The organism is Paenibacillus terrae (genome assembly GCF_005217525.1).
Taxonomy (GTDB): domain Bacteria; phylum Bacillota; class Bacilli; order Paenibacillales; family Paenibacillaceae; genus Paenibacillus; species Paenibacillus terrae_C.
Window position 1 is genome coordinate 32,365 of the sequence record NZ_PNXQ01000003.1, and the last position, 14,117, is coordinate 46,481.

Genomic DNA, 14,117 nt, shown 5'->3' on the forward strand with positions numbered 1-14,117 from the left:
TCTATCGCCCAATTTGGTATCGGACATACTCCGTGAAAATTTTCGGACATCCCTCCCATGGCAAAGGGGCCGGGTGTGTCAGTAACCTCTCACATCATCGCACAGTCACAAACAACATTAGTTATTATATCTAATAGTTCTGCCTATTGCAAGCAAAAACGAAAAAACAATGTATCTTATTTTGAAAAGATACAATTGCACTCGCAGCTCGCGATTTATTCAAGAGAAAAGCCCCCGCACCAGGGCGGGGGCTTCTTTTAGCTCCGTTCCAATACAATGTTACTCGTTCCAGTACAATGTTGCTTTATTTAAAGGCCAAAGCCTTCTTATTTAGAGATTGTTGCTACCGCACCGGCGCCAACTGTACGTCCACCTTCACGAATAGAGAACTTAGTTCCTTCTTCGATAGCGATTGGGTTGATCAGTTGAACAGTAACTGTGATGTTGTCACCAGGCATTACCATTTCGGAACCTTCTGGCAAAGTGATGATACCAGTTACGTCAGTTGTACGGAAGTAGAACTGTGGACGGTAACCAGTGAAGAAAGGTTTGTGACGTCCACCCTCTTCTTTAGTCAAAACGTAGATTTGAGCAGAAAATTCTGTATGAGGTTTAACAGAACCTGGTTTAGCCAATACTTGGCCACGCTCGATTTGCGCACGATCTACACCGCGAAGCAATGCGCCGATGTTATCGCCAGCTTGAGCAGAGTCAAGCAATTTGCGGAACATTTCTACGCCTGTTACTACGGATTTACGGGATTCTTCTTGAATACCGATGATTTCGATTTCATCGCCCACTTTAACAGTACCACGCTCTACACGGCCTGTAGCAACTGTACCACGACCTGTGATGGAGAATACGTCCTCGACAGGCATCAAGAAAGGCTTGTCAGTGTCGCGTTCTGGAGTTGGGATGTAAGTGTCGATTGTTTCGAACATTTCAACGATTTTCTTAGCATAGTCGCCCTCTGGGTTTTGCAGAGCTTCACGAGCGGAACCGCGAATGATTGGAGTGTCGTCGCCTGGGAAGTCATATTCGCTCAGCAAGTCACGAACTTCCATTTCAACCAGTTCCAACAGCTCTTCGTCTTCAACCATGTCACATTTGTTCAGGAAAACAACGATGTAAGGAACGCCTACTTGGCGGGACAACAGGATGTGCTCGCGAGTTTGCGGCATTGGGCCGTCAGCTGCGGATACAACCAGAATCGCTCCGTCCATTTGTGCAGCGCCAGTGATCATGTTTTTAACATAGTCGGCGTGACCTGGGCAGTCAACGTGTGCATAGTGACGGTTAGGTGTTTCGTATTCCACGTGTGCTGTGGAGATTGTGATACCGCGTTCGCGCTCTTCTGGAGCTTTATCGATTTGGTCGAATGCTACAGCAGCACCACCGTAAGTTTTGGACAATACAGTTGTGATTGCAGCAGTCAAAGTAGTTTTACCATGATCGACGTGACCAATAGTACCGATGTTAACGTGCGGTTTGTTACGTTCAAACTTAGCCTTTGCCATTTGAACAATTCCTCCTCAATAACTTGTTTTATTTTTAGGCTGCCGGCTTCCTCTTGGAAAAACTTGATTATACCGGTCAGCTGATACATTGTATTACTCGCCGCCCTTGGTTTTGGCAACGATCTCTTCAGCAATGCTCTTCGGAACCTCTTCATAATGAGAAAGCTCCATGGAGAACACGCCGCGTCCTTGTGTACCGGAACGAAGTGTAGTCGAGTATCCGAACATTTCGGACAAAGGCACCTTCGCACGAATGATTTGAGCTCCACTACGGGAATCCATACCTTCAATCCGACCACGACGGGAGTTCAACATACCCATTACGTCACCCATGTATTCCTCAGGAACCGTTACTTCAACTTTCATAATCGGCTCAAGCAATACCGGTTTACATTTGTCTTTCGCTGCTTTCAGCGCCATTGATCCGGCAATTTTAAACGCCATTTCATTGGAATCGACATCATGGTATGATCCGTCCACAATTGTAGCTTTAACGTCCACAAGCGGGAAGCCTGCGATAACGCCGTTTTTCATTTGTTCCTCAATACCAGCAAGAGCAGGAGCGATGTACTCTCTAGGAACAGAGCCGCCGACTACCTTACTTTCGAATTGGCTACCAGTACCTGGCTCAAGCGGTTCGAACTCAACCCATACGTGACCATATTGACCACGACCACCGGATTGACGAACGAATTTACCTTCGACACGTGCTGGAGCACGGAACGTTTCACGGTAAGCAACCTGTGGCTTACCCACATTGGTTTCCACCTTAAACTCACGGCGCATACGGTCGATGATGATATCAAGGTGAAGCTCACCCATACCTGCCAAGATGGTTTGGCCTGTTTCTTCGTTAGTATGAGCACGAAGAGTTGGATCTTCTTCGGTCAATTTACCGAGGGCAACAGACATTTTATCTTGGTCGGCTTTGGTTTTAGGCTCAACCGCGATCTCGATAACCGGATCAGGGAAATTCATGGACTCGAGAATAACTGGATTCTTCTCATCACACAGTGTATCACCTGTACCTGTATCTTTCAAACCTACGGCTGCCGCAATATCACCGGAGTAAACTACAGTGATTTCTTGACGGCTGTTCGCATGCATTTGAAGAATACGTCCGATACGTTCGCGCTTGCCTTTTGTTGCATTCAATACGTATGAACCCGATTGAAGAACACCGGAGTATACACGGAAGAATGTCAGCTTACCAACGTAAGGATCCGTCATGATTTTGAAAGCCAATGCAGAGAAAGGCTCTTCATCGGAAGAGTGACGTTCAACTTCCGTACCATCTTCCAAATGCCCTTGAATACTTGGCACGTCAGTAGGAGCCGGTAAGTAGTCGAGAACAGCATCCAGCATGAGCTGAACACCTTTGTTACGGTAAGAAGATCCACAGATAACTGGGAAAATTTTAACTTCTACAACACCTTTACGAAGAGCGGCTTTAATTTCGGCAACCGAAATTTCTTCGCCTTCCAGGTATTTCATTGTCAAATCTTCATCCAGTTCAGCGACCTTCTCAATCAATTCATTACGGAGTTCTTCAACTTTATCTTTGAATTCCGCAGGAATTTCGGTTTCTTCGATATCTTGACCAAGATCATCTTTGTACATATGAGCTTTTTGTTCAACGATATCGATGATACCAGTAAAATCATTTTCTGCGCCGATTGGCAATTGAATCGCAACTGCGTTCGCTTGAAGGCGATCACGCATGTCGGAGACAACATTCAGGAAGTCGGCACCAATGATATCCATTTTGTTTACATATGCGATCCGTGGAACGCCGTAGCGATCAGCCTGTCTCCATACGGTTTCGGACTGAGGCTCAACGCCTTCTTTCGCACTGAAAACACCAACTGCTCCGTCCAATACACGAAGGGAACGTTCAACTTCAACAGTGAAGTCAACGTGCCCCGGGGTGTCGATGATATTGACGCGGTGACCTTTCCAGGCAGCGGTCGTCGCAGCGGAAGTAATCGTGATTCCGCGCTCTTGTTCTTGTTCCATCCAGTCCATTGTCGCAGCGCCTTCGTGAACTTCACCGATTTTATGCGTACGTCCTGTGTAGAACAAGATCCGCTCTGTTGTTGTGGTTTTACCCGCGTCAATATGAGCCATGATCCCGATATTACGTGTATTCGTCAAGGAGAACTCTCTTGCCATGAAATGGGTCTCCCTTCAAAATTGAAGTTATTTTTTTTGAGCTGAATCCTACCAGCGATAGTGAGCAAACGCTTTGTTCGCTTCAGCCATTTTGTGCGTATCTTCGCGTTTCTTCACGGAAGCGCCTGTGTTGTTGGAAGCGTCGATAATCTCAGCTGCCAAACGCTCTTCCATCGTTTTCTCGCCGCGGTTGCGGGAGTAGTTTACGAGCCAACGTAAACCCAGGGAAGTACGTCTTTCTGGTTTTACCTCGATTGGTACTTGGTAGTTGGCACCGCCGACACGGCGTGCTTTAACTTCCAGGACTGGCATGATATTCTTAATAGCTGCTTCAAAAACTTCCATCGGGTCATTCCCCGTACGTTCTTGGATAAGCTTGAACGCATTGTACAGAATGCTTTGAGCAACGCCTCGTTTTCCGTCGAGCATGATGCGGTTGATCAGGCGGGTAACCAACTTGCTGTTATATACCGGATCTGGCAACACGTCTCTTTTGGTAACTGGACCTTTGCGTGGCATGGATATCCCCCTTTCTTACATGTTAAACCGACTTATTCGGTTTATATTCATTAGGATTTTTTAGCTTTAGGGCGTTTTGCGCCATATTTGGAACGAGCTTGCATGCGGTTGTTTACGCCTGCAGTATCCAAAGCACCGCGAACGATATGGTAACGTACACCTGGAAGATCTTTTACACGACCCCCGCGAATCAGCACTACGCTGTGTTCTTGCAGGTTGTGTCCGATACCCGGAATGTAAGCAGTCACCTCTACACGGTTCGTCAAACGAACACGAGCATATTTACGAAGTGCGGAGTTTGGTTTTTTTGGAGTCATAGTACCTACACGAGTGCATACTCCGCGTTTTTGCGGGGCACTGATGTCGGTAGCTTCACGTTTCAAGGCGTTAAAACCTTTTTGCAAAGCCGGTGATTTCGATTTCTCGATTTTGGCTTGACGTCCTTTACGAACCAGTTGGTTAATAGTTGGCATTGTGGTTGCCACCCCCTTCCTCAATTTTTCCTGTTGCTTCACAAACCATTTCTAAGCCCACAGACCCAGGCGGTTCATAAAAGAACAAATGAAAAGTCTTTGCCGCCAAGAATCCATTCTCTTAGACAAAAACGTTCCTTACCCTATTGTTTTACGATAGCAGCCATGGCGGCTCCCACTTCAATCCCACATGCAGCTCCGAGATTTTTCATTGTATCTACAAGAGTCACCTTGACTCCTTGCTTGTTGCACAAAGCAATGATGTTGGAAGTGAGGCGTGGATCTGCGTCTTCTGCCACATATACTTCAGAGGCGAAGCCCAATTCGACCATACGGATGGTTTGTTTGGTACCGATTTTGACATGAGCATCTTGCAGTCCTTGTTCTTTAGACATATCTCATTCCTCCGAAAAGACACTATAGCATATAGGCTACTCACGCACCTTTGCTATATTAGCATTGACTATAAGCAATGTCAAGACAATTATAGACTATAGTTTGCTTAACAAAGAAATACTTTTCATTTTAAGAAAAAGCGCCGGAACACCGTCTAACAGAGCCGTAATCTAAAAGCTTCATCAGAGATGCAATGTTCCGGGCCCATCATGCCATTTGTTAACGTTTTATTACTCGGCCGAAATCGGTTCGAGTTCTTCTGACGAGGATTGCTCCCCTTCCGGTTGGGCAAATTTCACACTACGGTAACGATTCATACCTGTACCCGCAGGGATCAACTTTCCGATAATAACGTTCTCTTTCAGACCAAGCAACTGATCGACCTTGCCTTTTATAGCTGCATCGGTCAGCACGCGTGTGGTCTCTTGGAAGGAAGCTGCTGACAAGAAGGAGTCAGTTTCCAGAGATGCCTTGGTTATACCAAGCAGAACCGGTTTGGCTACCGCTGGCTCTTGGCCGCTAAGAATCGCTGTTTTGTTCGCAATTTCATATTCGTGCACATCAACAAAGGAGCCTGGAAGTAGCGTTGTATTCCCCGCATCAAGGATACGGATTTTACGCAACATTTGACGAATCATAACTTCCACGTGCTTATCATTGATCTCTACGCCCTGATTCCGATATACGCGTTGAACTTCCTGAAGGATATAGTTCTGTACCCCGCGAATACCTTTAATGCGCAGCATTTCTTTAGGGTCGATTGAACCGTCTGTCAGTTCATCCCCGGCTTCCACAGTCATGCCTTCGCTTACGCGCAGACGAGAACCATACGTAACCGAATAAGTTTTCGTTTCAGCTTCACCCTGAATGTCGATCTCACGGCGATCTTTACCTTCACGAATTTCTTTAACTGTACCGTCAATTTCACTGATGGTTGCCTGACCTTTAGGATTACGTGCTTCGAAAAGCTCCTGAATACGCGGCAAACCTTGTGTAATATCATCGCCCGCTACACCGCCTGTGTGGAATGTACGCATTGTAAGCTGGGTTCCTGGTTCACCGATGGATTGCGCCGCGATAATACCAACTGCTTCACCAATCTCAACGTGTTTGCCAGTAGCCAGATTGCGACCGTAGCATTTCTTGCAGACGCCATGTTTGGCACGGCAGCTTAGTACAGAACGAATTTGAACCTTTTGTACACCAGCTTTAACAATTGCTTCAGCTTTGTCGGAATCAATCAATTCGTTACGGCTGGCCAAAATCTCGCCAGTCTCCGGATGACGTACCGTTTCAAAGCAATAGCGACCTTCCAGACGGTCATAGAGGTCCTCAATAACTTCTTTACCGTCCTGAATACGGCTTACTGTAAAGCCTTTGTCCGTTCCACAATCTTCTTCACGCACGATAACATCCTGTGCCACATCGACTAGACGACGAGTAAGATAACCGGAGTCAGCCGTACGAAGTGCTGTATCCGCCAAACCTTTACGCGCTCCGTGAGTGGAGATGAAGTATTCGAGTACTGTCAGGCCTTCACGGAAGTTCGATTTAATTGGGAGCTCGATAATACGACCGGATGGATTTGCCATCAGACCACGCATACCGCCGAGTTGGGTAATCTGTGATTTGTTACCCCGCGCTTTGGAGTCAACCATCATCATGATAGAGTTATAGCGATCCATGGACTTCATCAGCACTTCGGTAATATCATCTTTGGCTTTGGACCAGATATCAATAATCCGGTCATAGCGTTCCTCGTTCGTAATCAGACCACGACGGTATTGATTCGTTACGACTTGCGCTTTATCCTCAGAACCTTTAAGAATTTCTTTTTTCTCCACTGGCACGATAACGTCCGATACAGCAACAGTTACACCTGCACGAGTAGAATACGTAAAGCCAAGCTGCTTGATTTTATCCAAAATCACAGCTGTTTCTGTTGTATGGTAAGTTTCAAAGCAACGGGCAATAATGTTACCAAGGTAATCTTTACCTACGCCGCTAGCTTGCGGAGCATTTTGAATCGCTTCTGTAAGATTTACACCCTTCTCGTATACAAAGAACTCCTCAGCAGTACCATAAAGCAGGTTTGCACGGGTAGCATCATTGATGTACGGGAAGCTGGCCGGGAAAATTTCATTGAAGATGATTTTACCAACCGTGGTAATCAGCATTGCATCCTGTTGTTTTTCAGTAAAGCTCGTTTTATTCAAAGCTTTAACCGGAATAGCTACACGAGCATGAAGACCCGCTGTACCGCGCTGGTAAGCCGATATAGCCTCGTTCATGTTACGAAGGATCATGTTGCTGCCTTCTTCTTCTTTGTTATCCATAGTCAGATAGAAAGAACCAAGGACCATATCCTGGGAAGGAGTAACAACAGGCTTGCCGTCTTTCGGATTCAAAATGTTACCGGAGGCCAGCATGAGCAAACGAGCTTCTGCTTGGGCTTCCGCAGACAACGGAACGTGAACCGCCATTTGGTCACCGTCAAAGTCGGCATTGTATGCCGTACATACGAGCGGATGCAAACGAATTGCACGACCTTCAACCAAAATCGGCTCAAACGCCTGAATACCGAGTCTATGCAGCGTAGGGGCACGGTTCAGAAGAACCGGATGCTCCTTGATTACTTCTTCGAGCACATCCCATACTTCTGCACTCACGCGCTCTACTTTACGTTTCGCGCTCTTAATGTTGTGTGCAAGACCTTTGTTCACAAGTTCTTTCATAACAAAAGGCTTGAACAGTTCCAAGGCCATTTCTTTCGGCAAACCGCATTGGTACATTTTCAAGTACGGACCTACAACGATTACGGAACGACCGGAGTAGTCAACACGTTTTCCGAGCAAGTTTTGACGAAAACGTCCTTGTTTACCTTTCAGCATGTGGCTGAGGGATTTCAAAGGACGGTTACCCGGACCTGTAACAGGGCGACCACGACGACCATTATCGATCAGGGCGTCAACAGCTTCCTGCAGCATCCGTTTTTCATTCTGTACGATAATATCCGGAGCACCCAGATCTAGCAGGCGTTTCAGACGGTTGTTACGGTTTATAACACGACGGTACAAGTCATTCAGGTCAGAGGTAGCAAATCGTCCACCATCCAGCTGTACCATCGGACGGAGCTCCGGAGGAATAACAGGCAGCACATCCATGATCATCCAGTCCGGCTGGTTGCCGGAGTTACGGAAAGCCTCAATCACTTCAAGACGCTTGATCGCACGGTTGCGGCGTTGTCCTTGAGCTGTACGCAGCTCTTCTTTCAGAAATTCCAATTCTTTGTCTATATCCAAATCTTGAAGGAGCTTCTTAACCGCCTCAGCACCCATACCTGCCTGGAATCCATAGCCGTACTTTTCACGGTAGCTGCGGTATTCTTTCTCGGACAGGAGTTGCTTTTTTTCCAATGGCGTATCTCCTGGATCAGTTACAACATAAGATGCGAAGTAAATGATCTCTTCCAGAGATCTTGGAGACATATCAAGAGCAAGACCCATACGGCTCGGAATGCCTTTAAAGTACCAAATATGCGATACAGGGGCAGCCAGCTCGATGTGACCCATACGTTCACGACGAACCTTAGCGCGGGTAACCTCTACGCCACAACGGTCACAGACAACACCTTTATAGCGCACGCGTTTGTACTTACCGCAATGACATTCCCAGTCTTTCGTAGGTCCGAAAATTTTCTCGCAAAATAGTCCTTCTTTTTCCGGTTTAAGCGTACGATAGTTAATCGTCTCCGGTTTTTTGACTTCTCCGCGGGACCAAGAACGAATCTTTTCGGGGGAAGCAAGCCCGATTTTCATATATTCGAAATTGTTAACGTCCAACAAGGAGCAACCCTCCTTAACCAAATCCTGAGTTTTTAGGTTTGATACCGCCCGGCAGCACCGGGCGGTATCAAGAAGCCTGATCCATCCTGTAGAGAATGGTTCGAGGCATATAACAAAGCTGATATGATTCAGTCAGCAGACAAACTATTCTACGCCAACCTCAGAGCCTTCCAGATTCAAACTCAGCTTGTCGCTGGTTGTATCATCTTCATCATCAAGCTCTCTCATTTCGATCTCTTGTTCGTCTTCAGACAGAATCTTCACGTCCATACCCAAGCTTTGCAGCTCTTTGATCAAGACCTTGAATGATTCAGGCACACCCGGTTCAGGAACATTTTCACCTTTGACGATGGATTCGTAAGTTTTAACACGTCCAACCACATCATCGGATTTAACAGTTAAAATTTCCTGAAGCGTGTAAGCCGCGCCGTAGGCTTCCAGTGCCCATACTTCCATCTCACCGAAACGCTGACCACCGAATTGAGCTTTACCACCCAACGGCTGTTGCGTAACGAGAGAGTAAGGACCTGTAGAACGAGCATGGATTTTATCGTCAACCATGTGCGCCAGTTTAATCATGTGCATGACACCGACAGTAACTTCTCGTTCAAAACGATCGCCTGTACGTCCGTCATACAACACTGTCTTACCATTGCGCTGCATGCCTGCCTCTTCCATCGTGTCGAACACGTCATACTCCTTGGCACCATCAAATACAGGCGTTGCCACATGAATACCAAGACGCATTGCGGCCATACCCAGATGAATTTCAAGCACCTGTCCGATGTTCATCCGTGAAGGTACGCCCAGCGGGTTCAGAACGACCTGTACTGGTGTACCGTCTGGCAAGAAAGGCATATCTTCTTCAGGCAAAATACGGGCAACGACACCCTTGTTACCGTGACGTCCGGCCATTTTATCGCCTTCGGAAATTTTACGTTTTTGAGCAATATATACACGAACCAGTTGGTTCACGCCTGGTGGCAGTTCGTCGCCATTCTCACGTGTAAATACTTTGACGTCCACAACAATACCGTCTGTTCCGTGAGGAACTCTCAAGGAAGTGTCGCGAACCTCGCGTGCCTTCTCACCAAAGATCGCATGCAAGAGGCGTTCTTCGGCTGTCAACTCCGTCACACCCTTAGGTGTTACTTTACCAACGAGAATGTCACCTGCGCCGATTTCGGCACCAATGCGGATAATTCCACGCTCATCCAGATTACGAAGCGCTTCTTCACCGACATTCGGGATATCACGAGTGATCTCTTCCGGTCCAAGCTTCGTATCGCGGGCTTCGGATTCGTATTCCTCAATATGAATGGAGGTGTATACGTCTTCCTTAACCAGCTTCTCACTCAACAGGATCGCATCCTCATAGTTGTAACCTTCCCAAGTCATGAAGGCAACGACAACGTTACGTCCCAATGCCAACTCGCCCATCTCTGTGGAAGGACCATCTGCGAGAATATCGCCAGCTTTCACCACATCGCCTCTGTTGACGATTGGACGTTGGTTAATGCATGTTCCTTGGTTCGAACGCATAAATTTGTGTAATTTATACTTAACGATGTCGCCCTTCACTTCGGAACCATCTACGGTTTCGATACGGCGCAACCAAATTTCGTTAGCTGAAGAACGTTCGATCACACCATCGTATTTGGATACAATACATACCCCGGAATCTTTCGCAGCTTTATGCTCCATTCCTGTTCCGACCAAAGGAGACTTTGGAATCAACAATGGAACGGCCTGCCGCTGCATGTTGGAACCCATCAACGCACGGTTGGAGTCATCGTTCTCCAGGAACGGAATCAGTGCAGTTGCCACGGACACAACCTGTTTAGGTGATACGTCCATATAGTCAACACGACTACTTGCCATTGGAATGATGTTATCAGACTGCTTGTTGTAACGGACAATGACGACCTCTTCCTTAAAGGTACTGTCCTCTGTCAGTTCCTCATTTGCCTGAGCTACGATGTAGTTATCTTCTTCATCAGCCGTCAGGTAATCAATTTGGTCTGTAACTTTTCCGGTTTTCGGATCAACCCAGCGATAGGGAGCTTCGATAAATCCGTACTCGTTGATACGCGCGAAGGTAGACAAGGAGTTGATCAAACCAATGTTTGGTCCCTCTGGTGTCTCGATAGGACACATGCGGCCGTAGTGACTCGGATGGACGTCACGTACTTCCATGCCCGCGCGTTCGCGTGTCAAACCGCCGGGTCCGAGTGCGGACAAACGACGTTTGTGGGTCAATTCGGCAAGCGGATTCGTCTGATCCATAAACTGCGACAACTGGGAGCTACCAAAAAACTCCTTAATCGAAGCAATTACTGGACGTATGTTAATCAGCGCCTGTGGCGTAATCACATTAGCATCCTGAATCGACATTCTTTCGCGCACCACGCGTTCCATACGGGATAAACCTATACGGAACTGGTTCTGAAGCAATTCACCTACAGAGCGCAAACGACGGTTGCCCAAATGATCAATATCGTCTGTGCTTCCGATTCCATGAAGTAAGTTAATAAAATAACTGATGGAGGAAATAATATCGGCAGGCGTAATATTTTTAACCGATTTATCAATATTTCCGTTGGCAATCAGTTTTACAACTTTACCATCCTCAATCGGCGAGAATATGTCGATCGTTTGAAGAGGAATATCGTTGCTTTCCAGTACGCCAGTAGCAACATGATACGTACGGTGTCCTACCGATTCCTCAAGCTGGGCCAAAATCTCGTCCAACAGGCGGCGATCCACCATTTGTCCTGCTTCAGCGATGATTTCACCGGTTGTCGTATCAATCAAAGTCTCAGCAAGCCGTTGATTGAACAGACGGTTTTTGATGTGAAGCTTTTTATTGATTTTGTAACGGCCTACGTTGGCCAGATCATAACGTTTTGGATCAAAGAAACGTGCAACGAGCAAGCTCTTTGCATTATCCAGTGTAGGTGGCTCACCCGGACGAAGACGCTCATAAATCTCAATCAGCGCTTTTTCCGTAGAGTCCGTATTGTCTTTATCAAGAGTATTACGGATATATTCGTCATTGCCGAGCAAATCCAGAATCTCAGCATCAGTGCCAAAGCCAAGCGCACGCAGCAACACCGTAACCGGAATTTTACGGGTACGGTCAATCCGGACATAGATAATGTCCTTCGCATCCATCTCCAGTTCGAGCCAAGCCCCCCGGTTAGGAATTACCGTTGCGGTGTATGTTGTTTTCGCATTCTTGTCGACTTTTGTGCTGAAATAGACGCTGGGAGAGCGAACCAACTGGCTGACAATAACCCGTTCCGCACCGTTAATAATAAACGTACCCGTATCAGTCATCAGCGGGAAGTCTCCCATGAATACTTCCTGCTCTTTCACTTCCCCGGTCTCTTTATTAATAAGCCGGACTTTTACCCGAAGCGGTGCTGCATACGTTACGTCGCGTTCCTTTGCGTCGTCAACGGTATATTTAGGTTCTCCGAGAGAATAGTCGATAAACTCCAAAATCAGATTTCCTGTGAAATCCTGAATTGGCGAAATATCCCGAAACATCTCCCGCAATCCTTCCTCCAAAAACCAATCATAGGATTTTTGCTGGATCTCAATCAGGTTCGGAACCTCAAGTACCTCGTTAATACGTGCATAACTGCGCCGAGTGCGTCGACCATATTGAACAAGATGTCCTGCCAACTTAAACTCACCCCTCATGTCTACTCACTTTAAAAATTCATTGCGAACCTTTGTTTGTGACCTTATAATAAGACACATACAGAAGATTCAATCCACAAATACAGAAAAGCCCTTACTCGAATGCATTCGAAAAAAGAGCGACGTATCTGCAGAATCCTCTTACCGGAAGATCTTCATCACTTGTAGATTTGCCCAAAATGATTGTATTATACGTAATAAGTATAATTACTATACCCTTCTACGCATAAACCTATTGACATTTCAACAAACTAAAGCCATGGAGGGCATCCTAATACTGACATTTTAAAATAATATCACAGACCAGGATTCAAGTCAATGGTCCTTTTGCATTTTTCTAAAACTTTTTTTCTGCCTTCAAAATACGGTAGCCTTTATCCTTCGTAACTTCCTCCACACGTCCGAAAAGGCTCTCGATTTTAGCGCTTGCCGAAGGGGCACCCTGCTTTTTCTGAATAACCACCCACAAAGCCCCACCTTCATTTAAATGCTCATAAGCAAGCTCAAAAATGGTATGCACGGTTTCCTTACCCGCACGTATAGGCGGATTCGTTAGAATCACGTCAAAACGATCATCTTTCACTCTCTCAAACAGATCGCTTTGCTTTATGGTCACATTGGTAATCCCATTCCGCTCCGCATTCTCTATTGCCAGTTGAACGGCTCGCTCGTTAATATCCACCATTGTAACGTGACCATCCGGTACAAGCGCTGCTGCTGTCAAACCAATCGGTCCATAGCCGCACCCTACATCCAGCACCGAAGCCTGCGCAGGAAGCTGCATCGTCTCAATTAGCACACGGCTACCGTAATCAATCCCCTGCTTGGAGAAAACGCCTGAATCGCTGGCAAAACGGTATGTTCGCCCCCGCAGCACTGTCTCGAGGCTCCTCCGTTTATGCGCCGTTTCTGGCCGTTTGGAGTAATAATGATCAGACATTCATGACCACCTCCTTGGTTGTAATACCATCATAGCCTTCACTATAACGTCTCAGACATGCTTGTACTGCCGTTTTACAGCAACAAACCCCTTGAAGATCACCTCAAGGGGTTTGTTTTAGTACATTGTCCGCTAGATAGCAGTCAATTATTTCACTTCTACGGAAGCGCCTGCTTCTTCCAATTTCGCTTTCAAGGAATCAGCTTCTTCTTTCGCAATTTTTTCTTTCAGTGGTTTTGGAGCGTTGTCAACCAGTTCTTTTGCTTCTTTCAGGCCAAGACCTGTGATTTCGCGAACTGCTTTGATAACGTTGATTTTGGAAGCGCCAGCGCTTGTCAAAATTACGTCGAACTCGGATTGCTCAGCTTCTGCTGCGCCGCCTGCTGCGCCACCTGCTACAGCTACTGGAGCTGCTGCAGTTACGCCGAATTCTTCTTCGATTGCTTTCACGAGATCGTTCAGTTCCAATACGGACATACCTTTAATTGCTTCCAAGATTTGCTCTTTACTCATGGTTGAACCTCCATTTAAATTCTTATTTTTTTGT

At 46.6% G+C, this 14,117-nt stretch carries 9 protein-coding genes; all 9 read right to left on the minus strand.

The window, feature by feature from the left end:
- Positions 1–326: 326 nt before the first annotated feature.
- The 9 genes from tuf to rplL all read right to left on the minus strand — a co-directional run bounded on the left by tuf (position 327) and on the right by rplL (position 14,083).
- The gene (gene tuf / locus C1I60_RS02970; RefSeq protein WP_028542619.1) at positions 327–1,517 is read right to left on the minus strand and encodes an elongation factor Tu; all 1,191 of its coding nucleotides are present in this window, start codon (positions 1,515–1,517) and stop codon (positions 327–329) included.
- 93 nt (positions 1,518–1,610) lie between these two features.
- A complete protein-coding gene (gene fusA / locus C1I60_RS02975) occupies positions 1,611–3,689 on the minus strand; it encodes an elongation factor G (protein WP_137060422.1) in 2,079 nt (692 codons plus the stop codon).
- 48 nt (positions 3,690–3,737) lie between these two features.
- Complete coding sequence (gene rpsG, locus C1I60_RS02980; RefSeq protein WP_007432586.1) at positions 3,738–4,208, minus strand: 30S ribosomal protein S7; 471 nt, start codon at positions 4,206–4,208, stop codon at positions 3,738–3,740.
- A gap of 50 nt (positions 4,209–4,258) precedes the next feature.
- Positions 4,259–4,681 (minus strand): 30S ribosomal protein S12, encoded by a 423-nt coding sequence (rpsL, locus tag C1I60_RS02985; protein WP_007432587.1) that lies wholly within the window; start codon positions 4,679–4,681, stop codon positions 4,259–4,261.
- Between the two features lie 143 nt (positions 4,682–4,824).
- Positions 4,825–5,076 carry a ribosomal L7Ae/L30e/S12e/Gadd45 family protein gene (locus tag C1I60_RS02990; RefSeq protein WP_014278316.1) on the minus strand — a complete coding sequence of 84 codons (252 nt, stop codon included), beginning with the start codon at positions 5,074–5,076 and terminating at the stop codon, positions 4,825–4,827.
- 231 nt (positions 5,077–5,307) lie between these two features.
- Positions 5,308–8,922, minus strand: coding sequence for a DNA-directed RNA polymerase subunit beta' (gene rpoC / locus C1I60_RS02995; protein WP_137060423.1), 3,615 nt, complete (start codon positions 8,920–8,922; stop codon positions 5,308–5,310).
- Between the two features lie 144 nt (positions 8,923–9,066).
- The gene (gene rpoB, locus C1I60_RS03000; RefSeq protein WP_137060424.1) at positions 9,067–12,612 is read right to left on the minus strand and encodes a DNA-directed RNA polymerase subunit beta; all 3,546 of its coding nucleotides are present in this window, start codon (positions 12,610–12,612) and stop codon (positions 9,067–9,069) included.
- Positions 12,613–12,967: 355 nt separating this feature from the next.
- A complete protein-coding gene (locus C1I60_RS03005) occupies positions 12,968–13,570 on the minus strand; it encodes a class I SAM-dependent methyltransferase (protein ID WP_137060425.1) in 603 nt (200 codons plus the stop codon).
- Positions 13,571–13,717: 147 nt separating this feature from the next.
- Positions 13,718–14,083: a 50S ribosomal protein L7/L12 gene (rplL, locus tag C1I60_RS03010; RefSeq protein WP_025685943.1), complete on the minus strand. Its 366-nt coding sequence runs from the start codon at positions 14,081–14,083 to the stop codon at positions 13,718–13,720.
- Positions 14,084–14,117 lie beyond the last annotated feature (34 nt).